Source organism: Methylobacterium sp. ap11 (assembly GCF_900110515.1).
GTDB lineage: Bacteria > Pseudomonadota > Alphaproteobacteria > Rhizobiales > Beijerinckiaceae > Methylobacterium > Methylobacterium ajmalii.
Genome location: NZ_FOEB01000002.1, coordinates 156,012 through 178,343, shown reverse-complemented (window position 1 = coordinate 178,343; position 22,332 = coordinate 156,012). Strand labels below are relative to the sequence as shown.

At 70.6% G+C, this 22,332-nt stretch carries 19 protein-coding genes and 1 pseudogene; 10 read left to right on the top strand and 10 right to left on the bottom strand.

Annotated features, from left to right (window positions below; translation table 11 throughout):
• Nucleotides 1–280: 280 nt before the first annotated feature.
• Nucleotides 281–1,687 carry an adenosylhomocysteinase gene (ahcY, locus tag BMX97_RS03310; RefSeq protein ID WP_091745400.1) on the bottom strand — a complete coding sequence of 469 codons (1,407 nt, stop codon included), beginning with the start codon at nucleotides 1,685–1,687 and terminating at the stop codon, nucleotides 281–283.
• Between the two features lie 199 nt (nucleotides 1,688–1,886).
• Here ahcY and BMX97_RS03305 point away from each other — a divergent pair.
• The 3 genes and pseudogenes from BMX97_RS03305 (at nucleotide 1,887) to BMX97_RS03295 (ending at nucleotide 4,185) form a co-directional block, all read left to right on the top strand.
• Nucleotides 1,887–3,529: pseudogene (locus BMX97_RS03305) on the top strand (ABC transporter substrate-binding protein).
• A gap of 70 nt (nucleotides 3,530–3,599) precedes the next feature.
• Nucleotides 3,600–3,884, top strand: a complete 285-nt coding sequence (locus BMX97_RS03300; protein ID WP_091745860.1) for a ribbon-helix-helix domain-containing protein — start codon at nucleotides 3,600–3,602, stop codon at nucleotides 3,882–3,884.
• Nucleotides 3,874–4,185, top strand: a complete 312-nt coding sequence (locus BMX97_RS03295; RefSeq protein WP_091745398.1) for a type II toxin-antitoxin system RelE/ParE family toxin — start codon at nucleotides 3,874–3,876, stop codon at nucleotides 4,183–4,185. The genes BMX97_RS03300 and BMX97_RS03295 overlap by 11 nt, the downstream gene beginning before the upstream one ends.
• On the opposite strand, the gene BMX97_RS03290 is transcribed toward BMX97_RS03295, so the two are convergent.
• The 7 genes from BMX97_RS03290 to BMX97_RS03260 all read right to left on the bottom strand — a co-directional run bounded on the left by BMX97_RS03290 (nucleotide 4,174) and on the right by BMX97_RS03260 (nucleotide 9,849).
• Nucleotides 4,174–4,935, bottom strand: a complete 762-nt coding sequence (locus tag BMX97_RS03290; RefSeq protein ID WP_091745396.1) for a pseudouridine synthase — start codon at nucleotides 4,933–4,935, stop codon at nucleotides 4,174–4,176. The genes BMX97_RS03295 and BMX97_RS03290 overlap by 12 nt on opposite strands.
• Before the next feature lie 10 nt (nucleotides 4,936–4,945).
• The gene (locus BMX97_RS03285; RefSeq protein WP_091745393.1) at nucleotides 4,946–5,866 is read right to left on the bottom strand and encodes a class I SAM-dependent methyltransferase; all 921 of its coding nucleotides are present in this window, start codon (nucleotides 5,864–5,866) and stop codon (nucleotides 4,946–4,948) included.
• A 1-nt stretch (nucleotide 5,867) separates the two neighbouring features.
• Nucleotides 5,868–6,887 carry a GTPase Era gene (era, locus tag BMX97_RS03280; RefSeq protein ID WP_091745390.1) on the bottom strand — a complete coding sequence of 340 codons (1,020 nt, stop codon included), beginning with the start codon at nucleotides 6,885–6,887 and terminating at the stop codon, nucleotides 5,868–5,870.
• Nucleotides 6,884–7,594: a ribonuclease III gene (gene rnc, locus BMX97_RS03275; RefSeq protein WP_091745858.1), complete on the bottom strand. Its 711-nt coding sequence runs from the start codon at nucleotides 7,592–7,594 to the stop codon at nucleotides 6,884–6,886. The genes era and rnc overlap by 4 nt, the downstream gene beginning before the upstream one ends.
• 121 nt (nucleotides 7,595–7,715) lie before the next feature.
• A complete protein-coding gene (lepB, locus tag BMX97_RS03270; RefSeq protein ID WP_060847231.1) occupies nucleotides 7,716–8,507 on the bottom strand; it encodes a signal peptidase I in 792 nt (263 codons plus the stop codon).
• Between the two features lie 173 nt (nucleotides 8,508–8,680).
• Entirely contained in the window at nucleotides 8,681–9,094 is a 414-nt protein-coding gene (gene acpS, locus BMX97_RS03265; protein WP_091745388.1) for a holo-ACP synthase, read from the bottom strand.
• Complete coding sequence (locus BMX97_RS03260; protein ID WP_060847233.1) at nucleotides 9,091–9,849, bottom strand: pyridoxine 5'-phosphate synthase; 759 nt, start codon at nucleotides 9,847–9,849, stop codon at nucleotides 9,091–9,093. Before BMX97_RS03260 ends, acpS begins: the two co-directional genes overlap by 4 nt.
• 479 nt (nucleotides 9,850–10,328) lie before the next feature.
• Here BMX97_RS03260 and BMX97_RS03255 point away from each other — a divergent pair, with 479 nt between their 5' ends.
• From BMX97_RS03255 to BMX97_RS31920, 4 genes are all read left to right on the top strand, one after another.
• Complete coding sequence (locus tag BMX97_RS03255; RefSeq protein ID WP_091745386.1) at nucleotides 10,329–11,141, top strand: PRC-barrel domain-containing protein; 813 nt, start codon at nucleotides 10,329–10,331, stop codon at nucleotides 11,139–11,141.
• Nucleotides 11,138–12,514 (top strand): MFS transporter, encoded by a 1,377-nt coding sequence (locus BMX97_RS03250; RefSeq protein WP_091745384.1) that lies wholly within the window; start codon nucleotides 11,138–11,140, stop codon nucleotides 12,512–12,514. Before BMX97_RS03255 ends, BMX97_RS03250 begins: the two co-directional genes overlap by 4 nt.
• A gap of 287 nt (nucleotides 12,515–12,801) precedes the next feature.
• Nucleotides 12,802–14,568: an ABC transporter ATP-binding protein gene (locus tag BMX97_RS03245; RefSeq protein ID WP_091745382.1), complete on the top strand. Its 1,767-nt coding sequence runs from the start codon at nucleotides 12,802–12,804 to the stop codon at nucleotides 14,566–14,568.
• Nucleotides 14,569–15,054: 486 nt separating this feature from the next.
• The gene (locus tag BMX97_RS31920) at nucleotides 15,055–15,570 is read left to right on the top strand and encodes a DMP19 family protein (protein ID WP_177202110.1); all 516 of its coding nucleotides are present in this window, start codon (nucleotides 15,055–15,057) and stop codon (nucleotides 15,568–15,570) included.
• 378 nt (nucleotides 15,571–15,948) lie between these two features.
• On the opposite strand, the gene BMX97_RS03235 is transcribed toward BMX97_RS31920, so the two are convergent.
• Together BMX97_RS03235 and BMX97_RS03230 are read right to left on the bottom strand one after the other, a co-directional pair.
• Entirely contained in the window at nucleotides 15,949–16,413 is a 465-nt protein-coding gene (locus tag BMX97_RS03235) for a GtrA family protein (RefSeq protein ID WP_244538256.1), read from the bottom strand.
• 158 nt (nucleotides 16,414–16,571) lie between these two features.
• Nucleotides 16,572–17,354, bottom strand: a complete 783-nt coding sequence (locus BMX97_RS03230) for an SDR family NAD(P)-dependent oxidoreductase (protein ID WP_091745376.1) — start codon at nucleotides 17,352–17,354, stop codon at nucleotides 16,572–16,574.
• 167 nt (nucleotides 17,355–17,521) lie between these two features.
• Between BMX97_RS03230 and carB the strand changes: the two genes are divergently transcribed.
• From carB to BMX97_RS03215, 3 genes are all read left to right on the top strand, one after another.
• Nucleotides 17,522–20,995 (top strand): carbamoyl-phosphate synthase large subunit, encoded by a 3,474-nt coding sequence (carB, locus tag BMX97_RS03225; protein ID WP_091745374.1) that lies wholly within the window; start codon nucleotides 17,522–17,524, stop codon nucleotides 20,993–20,995.
• A gap of 124 nt (nucleotides 20,996–21,119) precedes the next feature.
• Nucleotides 21,120–21,596 carry a transcription elongation factor GreA gene (gene greA / locus BMX97_RS03220; RefSeq protein ID WP_060849819.1) on the top strand — a complete coding sequence of 159 codons (477 nt, stop codon included), beginning with the start codon at nucleotides 21,120–21,122 and terminating at the stop codon, nucleotides 21,594–21,596.
• Between the two features lie 141 nt (nucleotides 21,597–21,737).
• Nucleotides 21,738–22,244, top strand: coding sequence for a hypothetical protein (locus BMX97_RS03215; RefSeq protein ID WP_091745372.1), 507 nt, complete (start codon nucleotides 21,738–21,740; stop codon nucleotides 22,242–22,244).
• The last annotated feature ends 88 nt before the right edge of the window (nucleotides 22,245–22,332 follow it).

Below are 22,332 nucleotides of genomic sequence, written 5' to 3'. Positions count from 1 at the left end.
GGACCGTCCGCGACCGCGAATCGGCACCCCTCACCATAGATTCGGCGCGAGCTTAGCGCGGCGCGGATTCGGCCCGGAAGGGGTGAATTGCGGCAAGGCCGACGATGGCGGCGCGGAGCACCGTCAAGAGCACAGAAATGCCACACCGATGACAGAACAAAGAAAGAACATTCGATAGGTTGAAAAACACACAACCGTGAACGACGAGCGTACACGCAAAAAGAAGAGCCCGGCCTCGCGGCCGGGCTCCCACCCCGTCATTGGATGACGACGCTGCCGATCAGTAGCGGTAGTGATCGGGCTTGAACGGACCGGAGGTCTTCACGCCGATATAGGCGGCCTGATCGTCGCGCAGCTTGGTCAGCTTGACGCCGATCTTCTCGAGATGAAGCGCCGCGACCTTCTCGTCGAGGGCCTTGGGCAGAGTATAGACCTTCTTCTCGTACTTGCCCGGGCTGGTCCAAAGCTCGATCTGGGCCAGCGTCTGGTTGGTGAACGAGGCCGACATCACGAAGGACGGATGGCCCATGGCGTTGCCGAGGTTCACCAGGCGGCCCTCCGACAGGAGGATGATGCGGTGGCCGTCGGCGAACTCGATCTCGTCGACCTGCGGCTTGATGTTCTGCCACTTCAGGTTCTTGAGACCCGCGACCTGGATCTCGTTGTCGAAGTGGCCGATGTTGCAGACGATGGCCCGGTCCTTCATCGCCCGCATGTGGTCGAGGGTGATGACGTCCTTGTTGCCGGTGGCGGTCACGAAGATGTCGGCGCGCGGCGCGGCATCCTCCATGGTGGTGACCTCGTAGCCTTCCATCGCGGCCTGGAGCGCGCAGATCGGATCGACCTCCGAGACCATCACGCGGCAGCCGGCGTTGCGGAGCGAGGCGGCCGAGCCCTTGCCGACGTCGCCGAAGCCCGCCACCATCGCGACCTTGCCGGCCATCATCACGTCGGTGCCGCGGCGGATGCCGTCGACCAGCGACTCGCGGCAGCCGTAGAGGTTGTCGAACTTCGACTTGGTGACCGCGTCGTTGACGTTGATCGCCGGGAAGAGGAGCTTGCCCTCGTTGGCGAGCAGGTACAGGCGGTGCACGCCGGTGGTGGTCTCCTCGGAGACGCCCTTGATCGCGTCGGCGAGGCCGGCGAACCAGCCCTTCGGCTTCTCGGCCAGCATGCGCTTGAGGAGCGCAAAGAAGATCTCCTCCTCCTCCGAGCCCGGCTTGTCGAGGAAGGCGGTGTCGCCGTTCTCGGCGCGCAGGCCGAGATGCACGAACATCGTGGCGTCGCCGCCGTCGTCGAGGATCATGTTCGGCATGCCGCCGTCATGCCACTCGAACAGCTTGGCGGTGTAGTTCCAGTAATCCTCCAGGGTCTCGCCCTTGATGGCGAAGACCGGGATGCCGGCGGCGGCGATCGCGGCGGCGGCATGGTCCTGGGTCGAGTAGATGTTGCACGACACCCAGCGGATGTCGGCGCCGAGAGCCTTCAGCGTCTCGATCAGCACCGCGGTCTGGATGGTCATGTGCAGCGAGCCGGCGATCTTGGCGCCCTTCAGCGGCTGGCTCGCGGCGTATTCCTCGCGCACGGCCATCAGGCCGGGCATCTCGGTCTCGGCGATCGCGATCTCCTTGCGGCCGAAATCGGCCAGGGCGATGTCCTTGACGATGTAGTCCTGCGCGCTCGGCATTGGTCCGTCTCCCGTGTCGTCCGGTTCGACGGGGCCTATAGCAGCCGCCCGGCGGGGAGGCAATCAAGATATAAAGATGTCTTTATGCGAGCGGTTCGAGGCGGGCCGGCTCGCATCCCTTAGCGTGCTTGCATGCCTCTTGCAGACGTCAGGCGCGTAACGCGGCCGGACCCGGCCGCGCGCCTGCCGGGGTTCATCGATGCGTCACGCCTCCCTCTCGCGCCGCCAGTGGCTCGCCGGAGCCTCCGCCCTCGCGGCGCTCGGGCCCACCGGCACCGTCCTCGCGCAAGGGGCGGCCCCCGCCGGCCCGGCGGGGGCGCCGTCGGGCCACCTCACCTACGGCATCTCGCTGTTCGACCTGCCGCTCACCACCGGCCAGCCGGACCGGGGTGCCGGCGGCTACCAGTTCACCGGGCTCACCCTGTACGATCCCCTGGTCGCCTGGGAGCTCGACGTCGCCGACCGGCCGGGCAAGCTGGTGCCGGGGCTCGCCACCGCGTGGGAGAGCGACGCCGCGGATCGCCGCAACTGGATCTTCCGCCTGCGCGAGGGGTCAAGTTCCACGACGGCTCAGGGTTCGACGCCGACGCGGTGATCTGGAACTTCGACAAGGTGCTGGACGCCAAGGCGCCCCACTACGACCAGCGCCAGGCCTCGCAGGTGCGCCCGCGCCTGCCCTCGGTCGCCTCCTATAAGAAGCTCGACCCGATGACGGTGCAGGTCACCACCAAGGCGGTCGACGCGCTGTTTCCCTACCAGATGCTGTGGTTCCTGATCTCGTCGCCGGCGCAGTACGAGGCGGTCGGCCGCGACTGGACCAAGTTCGCGTTCCAGCCCTCGGGCACCGGCCCCTATCGGCTGTCCGCCTTGGTCCCGCGGGTGCGGCTCGACCTCGTCCCGAACGAGACCCACTGGAACGCCAAGCGGATGCCGCGGCTCGCCAAGCTGACGCTGGCCTGCATTCCCGAGGACCTGGCGCGGGCGAACGCCCTGCTCTCCGGCAATGCCGACCTGATCGAGCTGCCCGCCCCCGACGCGGTGCCGCGCCTCAAGGGTGCGGGCATGCGGGTGACCGGCAACGACACGCCGCATGTCTGGAACTACCACCTGTCGATGCTGGAGGGCAGCCCGTGGCGCGACCTGCGCCTGCGCAAGGCCGCCAACCTCGCCATCGACCGCGACGGGGTGGCGGCGCTGATGGGCGGGCTCGCCACCCCGGCCGTCGGCCAGGTGCAGCCCTCGAGCCCGTGGTTCGGCAAGCCGGGCTTCCAGATCCAGTACGACGTCGACCAGGCCCGCAAGCTGGTGCGGGAAGCCGGCTACTCGCCCCAGAACCCGCTGCGCACCACCTTCCTCATCCCGACCGGCGGCTCGGGCCAGATGCTGTCGCTGCCGATCAACGAGTTCGTGCAGCAGAGCTGGGCCGAGGTCGGGATCGCGGTCGAGTTCCGGGCGGTGGAGCTCGAGGTCGCCTACACCGCCTGGCGCCAGGGCGCCGCCGACCCGTCGCTGAAGGGCGTCACCGGCAGCAACATCGCGTACGTCACCTCCGACCCGCTCTACGCCATCCTGCGCTTCTACGATTCGAAGCAGGTCGCCCCGATCGGCGTGAACTGGAGCCACTACCGCAACCCGGAGGTGGATCGGCTCTGCGACGCGGTGCGGGCGAGCTTCGACCCGGCCGAGCAGGACAAGATGCTGGCGCGCATCCACGAGATCGTGGTGGACGACGCGGTGCAGGTCTGGGTCGTGCACGACACCAACCCGCACGCGCTCTCGGGGAAGGTGAAGGGGTACACCCAGGCGCAGCACTGGTTCCAGGACCTGACGACCCTGGGGTGAGGGCGGCTGACCGGGTATGAACAAGTATGCTATGTTCATACCCACGCAGACGTGGCGGATGGAGGGTGCCATGGCGCAGATCGAGCGCATGACAGTCGTCTTTCCCGAGCCGATGGCGTCGCAGATCCGCGCCGCCGTCGAGGCAGGGGAATATGCATCGACGAGCGAGGCGGTCCGCGATGCTGTGCGCCTGTGGTCGGACCGGCGGCAGTTGCGTGCCCAGGATCTCGATCGGCTGCAGCAGGCCTGGGATGCCGGCAAGGCCAGCGGATCGGCTGGTGAGGTCGACTTCAAGGCCCTGAGGCAGGAGGCGCGCCAGCGGCTTGCCGCGTCGCACAACGATCGTGAGCGTTAGGGTCACATGGTCGAGATCGGCGCGCGACGCTCTTCTCGACATCTACCTGACGATCGGCCTGCACAACCAGAACGCGGCCGAGCGCGTCTACGATCGCCTGGAGGAGCGGGCCGAACAGTTGCGGGAGCATCCCAAGATGGGACCGAGACGGCCGGACATCCGGCCCGGGGCGCGGGTCCTCGTGGAGCCGCCCTACCTCATCCTCTACGAGATCGTGCCCGACACGGACGACGCGCCCGTCGCGGCCATCCAGATCGTTGCCGTTCTCGATGGGCGCAGAGACTTGACCCTAGGAATTTGAGGGGGCCTGCCCGAACACCCGCGCCACGTCCCCCTCCCCCATCACCCGGTACTGACCGGGCTCCAGGTCCGCCGGCAGGTCCAGCGCCCCCACCCGGTCGCGGTGCAGCGCCGTCACGTGGTTGCCGACCGCCGCGAACATCCGCCGGACCTGGTGGTAGCGCCCCTCCGTCAGGATCACGGCGGCGCTCGTGGGCCCGTGGACCTCAAGATCGACCGGCAGGAGCGGCTTCTCCTCGCCATCCAGCATCAGGGTGCCGGAGGAGAAGATCGCGCCCTCGTCGCCGCGCAGGGGGTGGTCCAGGGTCACCTGGTAGCGCTTCGAGACGCTGGCCTTGGGCGAGATGATCCGGTGCAGGAGCGCGCCATCGTCGGTCAGCAGCAGCAGGCCGGAGGTCTCCTTGTCGAGGCGGCCGACGGTGGAGAGCGGCGGCTCGCGGCGGCGCCAGCGCGGCGGCAGCAGGCCGTAGACGAGGGGGCCGGCCTCCTTGTGCGAGCAGGTGACGCCGAGCGGCTTGTGCAGCATCAGCGCCACCCCGGGGAGCGGGTCGAGGGGCCTGGTCTGGACGGTGAGACGGGCCGGCAGGTCGGGATCGAGGGCGATGCGCCGGTCGGCGTCCAGCAGGGGCGCGCCGTCGAGCACGATCGTGCCGGCCCGGGCCAGCATCTGGATCTCGCGGCGCGAGCCGTAGCCGAGATTGGCGAGCAGCCGGTCGAGCCGGGCCGACGGGACCTTGGCCTTCCCGCTCATCGCGTGCGGCTCATTTGCGCGCCTCGTGGATCTTGTAGCCCTGTGCGGCGGCGCGCTGCGTCACCTCGCGAAACACCTCGCCCAGCGTCGCCTCGTAGGGCAGGTGGGTGTTGGCGGTGAGCCACAGCGTGCCGCCCGGCCGCAAGGCCGCGGCGGCGCGGCGGATGAAGGCCTGGCCGAGCGCCCGGTCCTCGGCGCCGCCGTCGTGGAAGGGCGGGTTCATCACCACGAAGTCGAGGCGCTCCGGCACCGCATCCGTAGCGCGGGCATCGGCCCAGGTCACCGTCACGCGCGGCTCGTCGACGTTGCGCCGGGACGCTTCGACCGCCCGGCGGTCGTTGTCGACGAGGGCGAGCGCAGTCACCTTGGGCGAGGCCAGCACGGCGTGGGCGAGGATGCCGAGGCCGCAGCCGAGATCGGCGCCGCGCCCCGACAGGGCGGGCAGGGTCTCGATCAGCAGGGCGGTGCCGGGATCGATCCGGTTCCACGAGAAGATGCCCGGCTGCGTCCACAGCCCGAGGCCGTCGTCGCGCCGCGGTGCGCCCTCGGCGATCGCGGCGTCGAGCCCGGACGGCGCGTCGGGCCGGACCGTGCGGACGATCCGGTGATGGCTCTTGGCGCTCTCGTCGAGGCGGCAGCCGAAGCCCGAGAGCTCACGGGCGAGCCGCGAGCCGCCCTTGTCCTTCGGGGCGAGCACGGTCAGCGCCCCGCCGGGGGCGAGGGCGCGCAGCGCCAACGCCAGGGTGTAGCGCCGCTCGAGGGTGCCGGGCGGGGCCAGCACGGTCAGGCTGTCGAGGGCGCCGGGGGCGAGGTCCTCGAGGGACTCGCCTCCGGGGACCAGGGGGGAGAGCTGCACCGCGCCGTCCGGGACGGCGGCGAGCTCGGCGGGCGGATGGCCGTAGACGCCCGGCCGGGCGATCGGGTCGGTCACGTCAGCCGCGGGGGAATTCCAGGCCCATCTCGCGGTAGCGCTCCGGGTCGTCGGCCCAGTTCTCCCGCACCTTCACGAACAGGAAGAGGTGGACCTTGGTCTCGGCCGCCTCCGCGATGTCGATCCGCGCCGCCTGGCCGATGGCCTTGATGGTCTGCCCGCCCTTGCCGAGAACGATCGAGCGCTGGCTCTCGCGCTCGACGAAGATCGTCTGCTCGATCCGCACCGAACCGTCGGGCCGGACCTGCCACTGGTCGGTCTCGACGGTCGAGGAATAGGGCAGTTCCTCGTGCAGCCGGTCGTAGATCTTTTCCCGGGTGATCTCGGCGGCGAGCATCCGCAGCGGCGCGTCGGAGACCTGGTCCTCCGGGTAGAGCCAGGGGCTCGGCGGCATCCGGCCGGCCAGCTCGCGGCGCAGGTCGTCGACCCCGTCGCCGGTGAGCGCCGAGATCATGAAGATGCGCTCGAACTTCACCCGCTCGTTGAGTGCGGCGGCGAGCGCCAGCAGGCGCTCGCGGGCCATCAGGTCGATCTTGTTGAGCACCAGGTATTTCGGGCGCTTCAGGTCCGGCATCCGGGTGAGGATCGCCTCGACCTCCTCGTCCACGCCTTTCCGCGCGTCGATCAGCAGGCAGACCGCGTCGGCGTCGGCCGCGCCGCTCCAGGCCGAGGTCACCATCGCCCGGTCGAGGCGGCGCTTGGGCGCGAAGATGCCGGGGGTGTCGACGAGGACGATCTGCGCGTTGCCCTCCATGGCGATGCCGCGCACCAGCGCCCGGGTGGTCTGCACCTTGCGCGACACGATCGACACCTTGGTGCCGACGAGGCTGTTGAGCAGGGTCGACTTGCCGGCATTCGGCACGCCGATCAGGGCGACGAAGCCCGCCCGGGTGTCTTTGGGCTGTGCGGGTTGGGGCTGTGCGGGTTGGGGCGCCGCCGCTTCGGGCGGCGCGGTGTCGGGGGCGGCGGTCTCCGGCAGTCCGGAATCGTCGGTGTCGGGTGTGGTGTCGTCGTCGATCATTCTGGTTGCTCCCCGGGCTCGTCCCCGGTCCACAGCCCCTCGCGCAGCAGGAGCGCGCGCGCGGCCGTCTGCTCGGCCAGCCGCTTGGAGCCGCCGATGCCGAGGCCGGGCGCGGTCCCGGTGACCCGGGCCTCGATGTGAAATTGCGGCGCGTGGTCGGGCCCGGACCGTTCCACCACCACGTAGGTCGGGGTCGGCCAGCCCTGCGCCTGCGCCCATTCCTGGAGCGCCGATTTTGGGTCGCGGCTGCGGGTCCCCTCGGTCTGGCGGTCGGCCTCGAAGGCCCGGTCGATCACCGCCTTGGCGGCGCCGTAGCCGGCATCGAGGAAGATCGCCCCCAGGATCGCCTCGCAGACGTCGGCGAGGATCGCGGCGTTGCGCCGGCCGCCGCCATGGACCTCGCCGCCGCCGAGGTTCAGGTGCGGCCCGACCTCCCAGGCAGTGGCGACGATGGCGCAGCTCTCGCGCCGCACCAGGCTCGACAGGCGGCGCGACAGGTCGCCCTCGTCGGCGCCGGGCAGCGCATTGTAGAGCCCGTCGGCCACCGCGAGCCCGAGCACCCGGTCGCCGAGGAATTCGAGGCGCTGGTAGCTGTTCTTGCCGTTGGTCGCGCTGACATGGGTCAGCGCCCGGATCAGCAGGTCGCGGTCGGCGAAGCGATGGCCGATGCGCTCCTCGAGCACCGCGAGGTCGGGCCGCCGCCGCATCCCGCGCTTGCGCCGCGGCGGGGCCTCGCCCGGCCCCGCGGTGCCGGAAACCGGGAGGGCGGCGTCGGGCTGGGTGTCGGCCCGCTCCGCGGGCTCGGCGTCGCTCACGCTCGGGCTCCCGTCAGTGGATCGGCTTGAACAGGCGGTTCCAGCGCACCGTCCACGGCCAGTTCCAGATCTGCCAGGCGGCCGCGCCCTCGTCGATCGAGAAGAAGATCACCTCGGCCCGGCCGATCAGGTTCTCGTACGGCACGTAGCCGACATTGCCGAGATCGCGCGAATCGGTCGAGTTGTCGCGGTTGTCGCCCATCATGAAGAAGTGGTTCGCTGGCACGGTGTAGACCTGGGTGTTGTCCCACAGGCCGCGGTCGCCGTCGCGCTCGATGATCTCGTGGGTGACGCCGTTGGGCAGGGTCTCGCGGTATTGCGGCACCAGGGTCGGCTGGCCGAAGGCGTCGGTAGTCGAGTAATCGGCGATGCGCTCGCGCTTGACCGCCCGGCCGTTGATGTTGAGCACGCCCTCGATCACCTGGATCCGGTCGCCCGGCAGGCCGATCACCCGCTTGATGTAGTCGGTGGCGTTGTCCTTCGGCAGCTTGAACACCACGATGTCGCCGCGCTTGGGCTCCGCGCCCCAGATCCGGCCCTTGGCCTCGAACGGCAGGTACTCGCTCAGCGGCAGCGAGTACTTCGAGTAGCCGAGCGAGTACTTCGACACGAAGAGGTAGTCGCCGATCAGGAGGGTCGGGATCAGCGAGCCGGACGGGATGTTGAACGGCTGGAACAGCAGGGTGCGGACCACCAGGGCGATCAGCAGCGCCTGGACGCCGACCTTGACGGTCTCCTTGATCGAGTCCCAGAGGCCGGCATCCTTGCCGCGTTTCAGGTCCTGGTCCGTGCGTGCGCGATCCATGCTCGTCTCTCCGGCGGTCCGTGCAGAATACGCCTGGGCACCCGCCGAGGGCACGCGGCCGGCTTTTTGCGCGGTGCGGGGGGTCTAGACCAACGCTTGCCCGCCCGCAACGCGGCGCGGCAGAGTGGGCGAATCGGTCCGTTCGGCCTCGTCCCCCGGCGACGGCGCGCCGCTCAGGCGGGAATCTGCCCCTCGGGCAGCGCCTCGATGATCACGAATGCCTGGGCGAGCGGGGGATCGTCGGTGAGCGTCACGTGGACCACCGGGCGATGGCCCGGCGGCATCAGGGCGGCGAGGCGCTCGGCGGCGCCGTTGGTGAGCCGCAGGGTCGGGCGGCCGCCCGGCAGGTTCACCACCTCCATGTCGCGCCAGAACACGCCGTGGCTCATGCCGGTACCGAGCGCCTTGGAGCAGGCCTCCTTGGCGGCGAAGCGCCGCGCGTAGGAGGGCGCCCGGGCGGCGCGGCGGTCGCTGCGGGCCCGCTCGCCCTCGGTGAAGACCCGGTGGGTGAAGCGGTCGCCGAAGCGCTCGAGCGAACGCTCGATGCGGCGGATGTCGCAGAGGTCGGAGCCGATGCCGACGATCATGCGGCGCTCGCGACGCGCGCGGCGTCCATCGCGGCCCGCATCGCCCGGATCGCCGCCGGCAGCCCGTCGAAGATCGCCTCGGCCATCAGCGCGTGGCCGATGTTGAGCTCGCGCACCTGCGGCAGGGCGGCGACCGGGCCGACGCTGTCGACCGTCAGGCCGTGCCCGGCATGGATCTCGAGGCCGAGGGCGTGGCCGTGCTCGGCGGCGCGGGCGAGGCGGGCGAGCTCGGCCCGCACCGCGCCCGCATCCCCGGCGATCACCGCCTCGCAATAGGTGCCGGTGTGCAATTCGACCACGGGGGCGCCGAGCGCCCGGGCCGCCTCCATCACGTGCACCTCCGGCTCGACGAAGAGCGAGACCCGCACCCCCGCCTCGACGAGGCGGGCGATCGCGGGCGCGAGGTGCTGGCGGCCGCCGACGATGTCGAGCCCGCCCTCGGTGGTGCGCTCCTCGCGCTTCTCCGGCACCAGGCAGGCGGCATGGGGCTGCAGCCGCAGGGCGATGGCCACCATCTCGTCGGTCGCCGCCATCTCGAAGTTCAGCGGCCGGTCGATCTCGCGCCGCAGCCGCTCGACGTCGGCGTCGCGGATGTGGCGGCGGTCCTCGCGCAGGTGGGCGGTGATGCCGTCGGCCCCGGCCGCGATCGCCGCGTGCGCCGCCCGCACCGGATCCGGCATCGTGCCGCCGCGGGCGTTGCGCAGGGTGGCGACGTGATCGACGTTGACGCCGAGGCGAAGGGGCGAGGCGGGCATCGGGCGGGCTCCGGACAATGCCCGCGATGTAGCGTCGTCCCTCCGGCGCCGCCACCCGCACGGTTGGGCAATCTCCCTTGGGCAATCTCCCTTGGGCAATCTCCCGACCCGTCCGGCCCCGCCTGCGGAACAACACTCCCCCGCAATCCGTACGGGACCGTGCGCATCCGCCTGGACAACCTCGCCCGGTGCGCCGCACTGTGCGGCCTCCGCGGCGCGGGCCCGCCGGTTCGCCCGGCGCGGGCCGCACCCCGCCGCGACAACCCGACGACCGATGCTCGGGCGGGCCGCGCGGCCCGCCCCGGAGGCCCACGATGTCTGCTCGACGGCTCGACCGCGGCGGTGACGCGCCCGCCCGGCTGCCCCTGCCGCCCCGCCCCCACACCTTCGCCGCGTTCGTCCCCCATCCCGGCGCGTCGCCGGGATCCGCGCGGCCGGAACTCCCGGCCTCGGCGGCGGTTGCCCGGGGGATGCGTCGCATGACCCTGAGAGAGGCCTGCTTGCACGGAACCCTGCGGTTGATCCTGACGGCCTGCGCCGTGCTCTCGGTCGCCGGAGCGGCCCACGCGCAGCAGGGCTCGGCCCCCGCGGATGCCGTGAAGCCTCCGGCGGCGGCGCCCGCCCCCGCCACGCAGCCCTCCGCCGTCCAGGCTCCCGCTCCGGCGGCGCAAGCCCCCGCGAGCCCCGCCGCGAGCCCGGCACCGGCCGCGCCCGCGAACCCGCCGGCCGCGACCCAGGCGCCGATGCCCCAAGCCCCGGCACCGCAAGCCCCGGCGGCACAGGCTCCCGCGGCACAAGCTCCGGCCGCTCCTGCCGCACAGGCGCCTGCGATCCCGCCCGGCACGCCGGCGACGGTCCTCGACACCCAGGATTACGACAGCGTGATCGGCAAGCCGGTGCGCAGCGCCGCCGGCGAGGACATGGGCCGGATCATCGACATCATCGTCGACCGGGACGGCAAGCCCCGCGCCGCCATCATCGATTTCGGCGGATTCCTCGGCGTCGGCTCGCGCAAGATCGCGGTCGACTGGCGCGCCCTGCACTTCTCGGCCGACAACAAGCCGGGCCGGGCGGTGCTGCAGCTCAACCGCAACCAGGTGCGCGTCTCGCCCGAGTACAAGCCCGGCGACCCGATCGTCGTGCTCGGCCCGGCCGGTCCGGTGCCGGGCCCGGCGGCGCCCGCCCCGACCGCGCCCGCCGGCACCGCGACGCCCCCGGCGGCCGCGACGGCGCCGGCCGCCCCCACCCCCGACGCCGACCAGGCCGCGGCGCGTAACCCCCCGGACAAATGACGCGCCCGCGCCAGGCCCACCGCCGCCCCCTCGCCCACCGTGACCGGGAGGTCCCTCGTTCCGAGATGCGACCGGACCCCCGCCAGGACCCGAGGCAGGATGCGTCGCGCCAGGACCCGCTCCGGGCCGGCGCGGCGGTCCGGCGCGGCGAGAAGCCGGCGCCCTCGCCGACCAGCAGCCGCGGCCTCGACGCCTTCACGTTCTTCGTCGCCAACCTGCAGACGGGCTTCGGCCCGTTCGTGGCGGTCTACTTCACCTCCCAGAGCTGGACCCAGTCCGATATCGGCCTGGTGCTCACCATCGGCGGGCTGTTCAGCCTGTTCGGGCAGGTGCCCGGCGGCGCCTTCGTCGACTGGGTGCGCTCCAAGCGCTTCGTCGCCGCCCTCTCGGTGGCGATCATCGGCGCCTCCGCGGCCGGGCTGGCGCTGTTTCCGACCTTCCTGATCGTCGCGCTCTCGATGGCGGCGCACTCGATCGCGAGCTGCACGCTCACCCCGGCCATCGCCGCGATCAGCCTCGGCCTCGTCGGCCATGCGGGCCTCGGCGAGCGCCTCGGGCGCAACGCCCGCTTCTCCTCGATCGGCAACGCGCTCGCCGCCGCCGGCATGGGCGCCTGCGGCTACTACCTGTCCAGCGAGGCGGTGTTCTACGTCACGGCGGCGCTCGCCATCCCGACGCTCGCGGCCCTGTGGTTCGTCCGCGCCAGCGAGATCGACATGGTGCGGCCGCAGGCGCCCGAGGGCGGCGCGGCGCCGGGCGGCTGGGCGAGCCTCAAGCTGCTGCTCACCAACCGGGCACTCCTGTGCTTTGCCGCCTGCATCACCCTGTTCTTCGTCGCCAACGCGGCGATGCTGCCGCTGGTCGGCAGCGTGCTCACGGTGCGGGCGAGCCACACCGCCACCATCCTGATCGCCGCCTGCATCATGGCGCCGCAGGTGGTGATGGCGCTGATCGCCCCGGCGGTCGGCCGGGCCGCCCAGGCCTATGGCCGGCGCCCGCTCCTCATCCTGGGCTTTGCCGCGCTGCCGATCCGCGGCCTCCTGTTCGCCTACACGGACGCGCCCGAATTGCTGGTGGCGGTGCAGGTCTTCGACGGGATCTCGGCGGCGGTGCTCGGCGTGATGGTGCCGTTGATCGTCGCCGACTGCACCCGCGGCACCGGCCGCTTCAACATGGCGCTCGGCGCCGTCGGCACCGCCATGGGGCTGGGGGCGGCGGCCAGCACCACCCTGTCGGGCTACATGGCCGATCATTTCGGCTCGCACGCCGCCTTCGTGGGCCTCGCCGGGGTGGCGTGCGTCGCGCTCGTCCTCGTGGTGGCGATCATGCCCGAGACCCGCCGCGCGGCGACGGCACCGGGCACCCAGGATTGAACGGGCAGGATTGAACGGGCGGACGGGCGCGCGGCGGGTGCGGTGCAGCGCCCGCTCAACTCCCGTTCAGGAACGACGGAGTACGACGGCGCGGCACCGTTTGCCTGCAACACACTCTTTGCCTGCAACACACTCTTTGGCTGCAACACATGGCGACGCTTGCGCGTTGCGAGAAGCGGGTGGGGCTTGCGATGGGAGCGGGACGAGGGTGCGGCGGGGTTCTTGCATCCCGTTCCTCTCCCGACCGTGGGCCGCACGCGTGCGAAGAACCGGGATCGATCGCCACGATGGATGACCTCTGCGCGTACGCCAACCGGCCCTGGGCCTTCGTGGCCCGCTACCTGCGGCGCCGCATCGTGCCCCACGCGGCCATCCTGGTCGCGGTGCTCGGCGCCGTGGCCTGCTCGGTCAGCACCCAGTACGGCCTGAAGGGCGTCGTCGACGCCCTCGGCAAGGGACCCGAGAACAACCATCTGATCTGGCCGGCCCTGACCGTGCTGATCTGCTTCATCGCCGCCGACAACATGCTGTGGCGGGTGGCGAGCCTGATCGCCAGCTTCACCTTCGTGAAGGTGACGGGCGACGTCCGCCGCGACCTTTTTCAGCACCTGACCGGCCACTCGCCGTCATACTTCGCCGACCGGCAGCCCGGCACCCTCGCCAGCCGCATCACGGCGACCTCGAACGCGATCTTCACCGCCGAGAACATGTTCGTCTGGAACGTGATGCCGCCCTGCGCGGCGGCGTTCGGCGCGATCCTCTACGTCGGCAGCGTCAGCGTCCCGATGGCGCTCGGCCTGCTGGTGATCTGTGGCGGCGTGGTGGTGCTGATGTTCCGCATCGCCGCCGCCGGCAAGCCGCTGCACCACGACTTCGCCGAGAAGGCGGCTTCCGTCGACGGCGAGATGGTCGATCTCGTCAGCAACATGCCGCTGGTGCGGGCCTTCTCGGCCTACAAGCGCGAGTTCGCCCGCTTCGACCAGACCATCGGCACCGAGATGAAGGCGCGCCGCCGCTCGCTGCTCTACCTCGAGCGCCTGCGGATCATGCACGCCCTGATCACCGTCGCGGCGGTGCTCGGCCTGCTCTACTGGGCGATCCAGATGTGGCAGGCGGGCAGCGCCACCGCCGGCCAGGTCGTGCTGGTCTGCACACTCGGCATCACCATCCTGGCGGCGACCCGCGACCTCGCGGTCGCCCTCGTCGACGTCACCCAGCACACCGCCCGCCTGTCCGAGGCCCTGCGTACCCTGCTGCAGCCGCACGACCTGCGCGATCACCCGGAGGCCAAGCCCCTCGTCGGCGAGGGCGCGCGCATTACCTTCGACAAGGTCGCGTTCAACTATCCCGACGGCCGCGAGGTGTTCTCGGCCTTCGACCTCGACATCCAGCCCGGCCAGCGCGTCGGCCTCGTCGGCCGCTCGGGCGGCGGCAAGTCGACCCTGTTCACCCTGCTCCAGCGCTTCTACGACCCGCAGAGCGGTCGCATCCTGATCGACGGCCAGGATATCGGCCGGGTCACGCAGGAGAGCTTGCGCGAGGCGATCACGGTCGTGCCGCAGGACATCTCGCTGTTCCACCGCTCGTTGCGCGAGAACATCCGCTACGGCCGGCCGGAGGCCACCGACGAGGAGGTATGGGCCGCCGCCGAAGCCGCCCGCTGCACCGACTTCATCAACGACCTGCCGGGCGGCTTCGACACCATCGTGGGCGACCGCGGCGTCAAGCTCTCGGGCGGCCAGCGCCAGCGCATCGCGGTGGCCCGCGCCATCCTGAAGAACTCGCCGATCCTGCTCCTCGACGAGGCGACCTCGGCGCTGGACACCGAGTCGGAGGAGGCGATCCGCGAGGCGCTCGGCAACCTGATGAAGGGCCGGACCACCATCGCCATCGCCCATCGGCTCTCGACCCTGAAGGACTTCGACCGGATCGTCGTGCTCGACGGCGGCCAGGTGATCCAGGACGGTTCCCCCGACCGCCTCGTCCACCTCGACGGGTTCTATCGCGACCTGATCCAGCGCGAGACGATCAAGCTGTCGCGCGAAGCGGCCTGAAACCCGCGAGGCCGGCGCTCGTCCGGTCCCGCCAGCGACGGACATGAGCGTGGCATCCTCCTCCCGGTCGGGAGGTGGGTGCCACGCTTTTTTGTTGCGGTTGCGTGATCGGCCCGCATGGCGGAACGAACGCAAGCACCGGGACCGGCGTCCCATGCCGGGGCGACCACACGTATACCCCTAGCCTGCATCCGACGTGCCCGTTTCAATCGGGCCGCCGGGATTTGTGCGGTGCAGTGAACCTTTCGCTGCGCCGGCCGTTGATTTTGCGTGCCGCCCACCGCCAGGGGCGCGTCAGCGCGCGGCGGCGGGCATCGTCCACTCCCGACAATCGAGGACCATCGATGCTGAAGACCATCACCTACGCGATGATCGGTGTCCTGGCCTGCGGACTCGTGGTGGCCGTCGTCGGCGCCTCCGGGACCCTGCTGCCCGGCTAGCAAGAAATTGCGCGGCCCGCACCCGGAGTTCTTACTCCCGGAGGCCTTGGGGCGGGCCCGTCCATCGGCATCGCAGGCGGCCCGAATCCGGGACGACCGGCCTCCTTCAGCCCATACCAACCGATCGGTTGCCGCGACGGGATGCCCCGAAATCGGGGTCTGCTCCGCGCTGTTCTATGAAGCGCAAGTCGACAATGGCGGCCACATCCAGTTCGTGCGCAACACGAACGACGCGATCGATGCGTACCGGGCCGCGGCCTCCGGGCTGATGCATGTCGGCGCGCGACGGCACCTCTCGATCGTGCTCGATCTCGTGGAACGGTGGAACGGTAACGCCGCGCTGATGAACGGCATGGTCGACCGGCCCGACCCTTACCGGGGGCCGCACCGCCCGTTCTTCGATCGCTGCGACGGGGCCTTCTTCGCCGAAGACGAGACGCCGGTCAGCCGGCTCGCGGCGGATTGGATCGGGTCGGCCATGCACGTCGCCCGGGTGCCGATCGAGGACTCCCTCGGCTACAAGACCGGGGCGAGAGTCTATACCGTCTACAGCCGCGGTTGAGGCAACGTGCTTCGCGGCCGGTCCTAGAGCGCTTCACGATCGCGTTGCAACACGGTACACGATAGCGATGTGAACCCGCGATGATTGTCTCTCCCACTCGCAACCTCATCCTGAGGTGTTGGCGATCAGAGATCGCACGCGATCGAAGATCGACTGACCTCGAAGGAGGGCTCCAGAAATCGCTGCGATTTCTGGAGCCCTCCTTCGAGGCTCACTGCGTTCGCACCTCAGGATGAGGTTGCGGGTGGGAAAGCCTTAATGCCCAAAAGCTTCACGCCCGTGTCGTGTACCGTGGCGTTGTAATCGCGAAGCTCTCTAGGGTTTTGATTTCGCCGCATTTTCTTCGACGAACCGGCATCCACTTCGTCGAAAAATGCTCTAACCGGCGCGCGGCGCTCCGTCCGGCAGGACCGGGGACGACCGGTCCGCGAAGGTCCAGAGCCGGTGGCCGAGGAAGTTCCAGAACACCACCACCCCGGTCGCGACCACCTGGGCGGCCGTGTAGTGCAGGGCAAAGCCGCGGGTGAGCCCGGCCATGATCAGCCAGGTCAGCCCGAAGCCGATCGCGGCGACTACCCCGAAACGCCAGGTCGCCTCCGCGTGGGGCCGGTCGCTGGCATAGGTCAGGCGCCGATTGAGCCCGTACGAGACCACGGCGCCGACGAGGTAGCCGGCGAGCGCCGCCGGCACCGGGTCGGCGCGACCGGTCTCGACCAGGGTGGCGAGCACGGCATAGTGGACCGCGAGCGCCGCGAGGCTGACCCCGAGATACGACGCGAACTGGCGCCCCAGCGCGGCCAGCGCCTCGACGGGCCGCAGGTTCGATTCCGGTTCGCTCGCCACGACGCCACTCGTCATCACCGGGCGAACGGACGGCGCCCTCCCCCCTGTCTAGCGCCCGGCACTGAACCGAAGATGACCCGAACCGGGCGAAATCCGGGTCGTTCCGCAAGTCCCGATTGGCAAGTTCCGATCGGCAAGCCCCGATCGGCAAACCCCGCTCACCCCTGCAGCCGGGCCGCGACCTTCCGGCTGAGCCAGCGCGGCATCAGGCGGGCGGCGATCACCGCCGCCCGGTTGGCCGCGCCCGGGATCACCACCGCCCGGCCGGCGAGATAGCCGGCGACCGCCGCGCGGGCCACCGCCTCGGCGCTCATCACGTTGCCGGTGAAGCGCTTCGCCCCGCCGACATCGGCGCGCCGCGAGAACTCGGTCGCGGTGGCGCCGGGGCAGACCACCGTCACCACGACGCCGTGGGGCCGTGCCTCCTCGTAGAGCGCCTCCGACAGGTTCAGCAGGTAGGCCTTGGTGGCGTAGTAGGCCGCCATGTTGGGACCCGGCAGGTAGCCCACCACCGAGGCGACGTTGAGGATGCCACCACTTCCCCGCGCGATCAGGCCGGGCAGCACCAGGCGCGCCAGGATGGTGGGGGCGGCGACGTTGACCGCCACCATCTCGGCCTGGTCGCGCGCCGGCAGGTCGGCGAAGCGGCCGCGCAGGCCGAAGCCCGCATTGTTGACGAGGGTGTGGAGAACGAGGCCGCGGGCCTCGATCGCCGCGACCAGCCCCTCCGCCCCGCCCGGGGCCGCGAGGTCGGCCGGTACCACGACCGCCGGGACGGGAAGCTCGCCCGCCAGCGCCTCCAGGCGCTCGGTGCGCCGGGCGCTCAGCACCAGCGGGCGCCCCTCCCCCGCGAAGGCGCGGGCGAACTCGGTGCCGATCCCGCTCGACGCGCCCGTGACCAGCGTCCAGCGCGCATCTGCCCCCGTCCGCCCTGCCGTCATGTCCCGGTTCCCGGCCACGCCCTTCCCCTGATCTGCACGCCTATGCTAAGGGCGCCCAACGCAATCCCCGCCGCTTCCGGACGTTCCGCTCCCGCCTCGACGCCTCACGCGCCCCGAGGACGGGCCTCTGGAACGAGGCAGCGCGCCGCACGAGTCTGAAGCGTCCGATGCCCAAGCGCACCGATCTCTCCTCCATCCTCATCATCGGCGCGGGCCCGATCGTCATCGGCCAGGCATGCGAGTTCGACTATTCCGGCACGCAGGCCTGCAAGGCCCTGCGCGAGGAAGGGTACCGGATCATCCTGGTCAACTCGAATCCGGCCACGATCATGACCGATCCGGATCTCGCCGACGCGACCTACGTCGAGCCGATCACCCCGGAGATCGTCGCCCGCATCATCGAGAAGGAGCGGCCCGACGCCCTCCTGCCGACCATGGGCGGCCAGACCGCGCTGAACTGCGCCCTCTCGCTCAAGCGGATGGGCGTGCTGGAGAAGTTCGGCGTCCAGATGATCGGCGCCACCGCCGAGGCGATCGACAAGGCGGAGGATCGCAGCCTCTTCCGCGACGCGATGACCAAGATCGGGCTCGAGACCCCGAAATCGGCGCTCGCCAATGCCTCGGCCGCCAAGAAGGCGGACCGGGAGAAGTACCTCGCCGAGGTGGCCCGCATCGAGGCCGCCGAGAGCGATCCGGACGCCCGCAAGGCCGCGCTCGCCGCCTTCGAGAAGAAGTGGGCGTCCGGAGAGAACGACCGGCGCAAGCGCTACGGCGAGCATGCGCTCGGCCAGGCGCTGGTGGCTTTGGCCGAGGTCGGCCTGCCGGCGATCATCCGGCCGTCCTTCACCATGGGCGGCACCGGCGGCGGCATCGCCTACAACCGGGAAGAATTCCTCGACATCGTCGAGCGCGGCATCGACGCCTCGCCGACCAACGAGGTCCTGATCGAGGAATCCGTCCTCGGCTGGAAGGAATACGAGATGGAGGTCGTCCGCGATCGCGCGGATAACTGCATCATCGTCTGCTCGATCGAGAACGTGGACCCGATGGGCGTCCATACCGGCGACTCGATCACCGTGGCGCCGGCGCTGACGCTGACCGACAAGGAATACCAGCGCATGCGCGACGCCTCGCTCGCGGTGCTCCGCGAGATCGGCGTCGAGACCGGCGGCTCGAACGTGCAGTTCGCCGTCGACCCGGCCACCGGCCGGATGATCGTGATCGAGATGAACCCGCGCGTCTCGCGCTCCTCGGCGCTGGCCTCGAAGGCGACCGGCTTCCCGATCGCCAAGGTCGCGGCGAAGCTCGCCGTCGGCTACACCCTCGACGAGATCGCCAACGACATCACGGGTGGCGCGACGCCGGCCTCGTTCGAGCCGACGATCGACTACGTCGTCACCAAGATCCCGCGCTTCGCCTTCGAGAAGTTCCCGGGCGCCGAGCCGACGCTGACCACCGCCATGAAGTCGGTCGGCGAGGCGATGGCGATCGGCCGGACCTTCGCGGAGTCGCTCCAGAAGGCCCTGCGCTCGCTCGAGACGGGGCTCACTGGCCTCGACGACATCGAGATCGAGGGCCTCGGCAAGGGCGACGACCGCAACGCCATCAAGGCGGCGATCGGCACCCCGACCCCGGATCGCCTGCTCAAGGTGGCGCAGGCGCTGCGGCTGGGCGTCAGCCACGAGGAGGTGCACGCCTCCTGCAAGATCGACCCGTGGTTCCTGGAGCAGCTCCAGGGCATCATCGACCTCGAGACCAAGGTGAAGCGCTTCGGCCTGCCGAAGACCGAAGGCGCCTTCCGCCAGCTCAAGGCAGCGGGTTTCTCGGATGCGCGCCTGTCGGTGCTGGCCGGGATCGAGGAAGGGGCGGTGCGCGCCGCCCGCCGGGCGCTGTCGGTGCGGCCGGTCTTCAAGCGGATCGACACCTGCGCGGCCGAGTTCAAGTCGCCGACCGCCTACATGTACTCGACCTACGTCGCGCCCTTCGCGGGCACCGTCGCCGACGAGGCCCAGCCGACGGACGCCAAGAAGGTCATCATCCTCGGCGGCGGCCCGAACCGGATCGGCCAGGGCATCGAGTTCGACTATTGCTGCTGCCACGCCTGCTTCGCGCTGACCGATGCGGGCTACGAGACCATCATGGTCAACTGCAACCCGGAGACGGTGTCGACCGACTACGACACCTCGGACCGGCTCTACTTCGAGCCGCTGACCGCCGAGGACGTGCTGGAGATCATCGAGACCGAGCGCCAGGCCGGCACGCTGCACGGCGTGATCGTGCAGTTCGGCGGCCAGACCCCGCTGAAGCTGGCGCGCGCGCTCGAGGAGGCCGGCGTGCCGATCCTCGGCACCTCGCCGGACGCGATCGACCTCGCCGAGGACCGCGACCGCTTCAAGCGCCTTCTCGACAAGCTGCACATGAAGCAGCCGAAGAACGGCATCGCCTACTCGGTGGAGCAGAGCCGGCTGATCGCCGCCGATCTCGGCCTGCCCTTCGTGGTGCGCCCCTCCTACGTGCTCGGCGGGCGCGCGATGGCGATCATCCGCGACGAGACCCAGTTCGCCGACTACCTGCTCGACACCCTGCCGAGCCTGATCCCGTCGGACGTCAAGGCGCGCTACCCCAACGACAAGACCGGCCAGATCAACACGGTGCTGGGCAAGAACCCGCTCCTGTTCGACCGCTACCTGTCGGACGCGATCGAGGTCGACGTCGATGCGGTGTCGGACGGCAAGGACGTCTACATCGCCGGCATCATGGAGCACATCGAGGAGGCGGGCATCCATTCGGGCGATTCCGCCTGCTCGCTGCCGCCCCGTTCGCTGTCGCCGGAGACCATCGCCGAGCTGGAGCGCCAGACCCGCGGGCTGGCGCTGGCGCTGGAGGTCGGCGGCCTGATGAACGTGCAGTACGCGATCAAGGACGGGGTGATCTACGTCCTGGAGGTCAACCCGCGCGCCTCGCGCACCGTGCCGTTCGTCGCCAAGGTGATCGGCGAGCCGATCGCCAAGATCGCCGCCCGGGTGATGGCCGGCGAGCCCCTCGCCTCCTTCGGCCTCAAGCCCAAGACCCTGCCGCACATCGCCGTGAAGGAAGCGGTGTTCCCCTTCGCCCGCTTCCCCGGGGTCGACGTTCTGCTCGGACCGGAGATGCGCTCGACCGGCGAGGTGATCGGCCTCGACCGCGGCTTCGGCGTCGCCTTCGCCAAGAGCCAGCTCGGCTCCGGTACCCAGGTGCCGAAGAGCGGCACGGTCTTCGTCTCGGTGCGCGACGACGACAAGGCGCGCATCCTGCCGGCGATGAAGCTGCTCTCGGAGCTCGGCTTCGCGGTGCTCGCCACCGCCGGCACGCAGCGCTACCTCGCCGAGAACGGCGTGGCCTGCACCCGCATCAACAAGGTGCTGGAGGGCCGGCCGCACGTGGTCGACGCGATCAAGAACGGCGACATCCACCTGGTGTTCAACACCACGGAAGGCGCCGGCGCCCTGTCCGACTCGCGGTCGCTCCGCCGGGCCGCCCTCTTGCATAAAGTGCCGTACTACACCACTCTCGCCGGAGCGATGGCGGCCGCGGAGGGGATCAAGGCCTATCTCGGGGGTGATCTCGAGGTCCGGGCTCTGCAGGAATATTTCGCGGCTTAAGTCGTAACGCCGCGGACGAGCCCTATTTCATCCCCTCGCGCCCGCGCGAGACATTCGGAAACAGGCCCGGTCGGGAGGCTCACCCTCCCGCCGGGCCGATTATTTGTGACGCGAGACGACGACGATGGACAAGGTTCCGATCACGGTACGGGGATTCGCGGCGCTCGAGGCGGAGCTGAAGCGTCGTCAGCAGGAGGAGCGTCCGCGGATCATCCAGGCGATCGCGGAGGCCCGCGCGCTCGGCGACCTGTCGGAGAACGCCGAGTACCACGCCGCCAAGGAAGCGCAGTCCCACAACGAGGGCCGGGTGCTGGAGCTGGAGAGCCTGATCTCCCGCGCCGAGGTCATCGACGTGTCGAAGCTCTCGGGCACGAAGGTCAAGTTCGGTGCCACCGTCAAGCTGATCGACGAGGACACCGAGGAGGAGAAGACCTACCAGATCGTCGGCGAGCCCGAGGCCGACGTCCATGCCGGCCGGGTCTCGATCACCTCGCCGATCGCCCGCGCGCTGATCGGCAAGGGCGTCGGCGACACCGTCGAGGTCGTCACCCCGGGCGGCGGCAAGTCCTACGAGGTCGTCGGCATCCAGTTCGGCGCCTGACGCACCGAAGGCCGGCGCCCGGAAGGGGGTCCGACGGGCCGGGTCGCACCGGCCGATCGGCGAAGCGTTGCCGGAGCGGCAGCCGAGGGCTATCTCGACCGTGACGAGGCAGCCCCGCCGGGTGCCGTGGAGACGAGGCCGATGCTGCGCTGGTGCAAATCCCTGATCGCGGCCGCCCTGGCGGCGGCCGCCCTCCCCGCCGCCGCGCAGGACGCCACCCTTCCGCCGGCGACCCGCTTCTCGTCCATCCAGGTCGACGTCCGCCCCCTGCTCGCCACCGGCCTGAGCGTCTATGCCGAGGGGGTTCGCGGCGAGCTGCAGGCGGCGCTCGCGCAGGCCTTCGCCGGTCGGGTCGGCGGCCCCGGCCCGACGCTGGTGGTGCGGGTGACCGGCCTCTCGCTCAACCCCTATGCCGGAAGCGAGAACCGCGGCGGCCTGGGCGGCAACGCCACCAACACCGACTACCTCGAAGGCGAGGCCCTGGTGGTCGACCGCGCCGGCACCGTGCTGCTGCGCCACCCCCAGCTCTCGGCCACCAATGCCAGTTCCGGCGGCGCCTGGTACGACCCGGCCTCGGAGGGCCGGCGCGTCGCCTACATCGCCGGGCATTACGCTCAGTGGCTGCGGCGCGGGCTGGGGCTGGATTGAGGCTCCGCGGGCCCGTCCCGGATCGTGCCGGCCATCCGGCGCGAGCCTGAAGGCGCAGGACCGGACCGTGCGGCGTCGCGCCCGTCGG

Coding starts and splice junctions, on each gene's coding strand:
- era (WP_091745390.1), bottom strand. CDS start 6,887: ATGATCGACGACGACACCACACCCGACACCGACGATTCCGGACTGCCG.
- carB (WP_091745374.1), top strand. CDS start 17,522: ATGCCCAAGCGCACCGATCTCTCCTCCATCCTCATCATCGGCGCGGGC.
- BMX97_RS03230 (WP_091745376.1), bottom strand. CDS start 17,354: ATGACGGCAGGGCGGACGGGGGCAGATGCGCGCTGGACGCTGGTCACG.
- BMX97_RS03300 (WP_091745860.1), top strand. CDS start 3,600: ATGGCGCAGATCGAGCGCATGACAGTCGTCTTTCCCGAGCCGATGGCG.
- BMX97_RS03245 (WP_091745382.1), top strand. CDS start 12,802: ATGGATGACCTCTGCGCGTACGCCAACCGGCCCTGGGCCTTCGTGGCC.
- rnc (WP_091745858.1), bottom strand. CDS start 7,594: ATGCGGCGGCGGCCCGACCTCGCGGTGCTCGAGGAGCGCATCGGCCAT.
- BMX97_RS03215 (WP_091745372.1), top strand. CDS start 21,738: ATGCTGCGCTGGTGCAAATCCCTGATCGCGGCCGCCCTGGCGGCGGCC.
- ahcY (WP_091745400.1), bottom strand. CDS start 1,687: ATGCCGAGCGCGCAGGACTACATCGTCAAGGACATCGCCCTGGCCGAT.
- greA (WP_060849819.1), top strand. CDS start 21,120: ATGGACAAGGTTCCGATCACGGTACGGGGATTCGCGGCGCTCGAGGCG.
- acpS (WP_091745388.1), bottom strand. CDS start 9,094: ATGATCGTCGGCATCGGCTCCGACCTCTGCGACATCCGCCGCATCGAG.
- BMX97_RS03260 (WP_060847233.1), bottom strand. CDS start 9,849: ATGCCCGCCTCGCCCCTTCGCCTCGGCGTCAACGTCGATCACGTCGCC.
- BMX97_RS03290 (WP_091745396.1), bottom strand. CDS start 4,935: ATGAGCGGGAAGGCCAAGGTCCCGTCGGCCCGGCTCGACCGGCTGCTC.
- lepB (WP_060847231.1), bottom strand. CDS start 8,507: ATGGATCGCGCACGCACGGACCAGGACCTGAAACGCGGCAAGGATGCC.
- BMX97_RS03250 (WP_091745384.1), top strand. CDS start 11,138: ATGACGCGCCCGCGCCAGGCCCACCGCCGCCCCCTCGCCCACCGTGAC.
- BMX97_RS03255 (WP_091745386.1), top strand. CDS start 10,329: ATGACCCTGAGAGAGGCCTGCTTGCACGGAACCCTGCGGTTGATCCTG.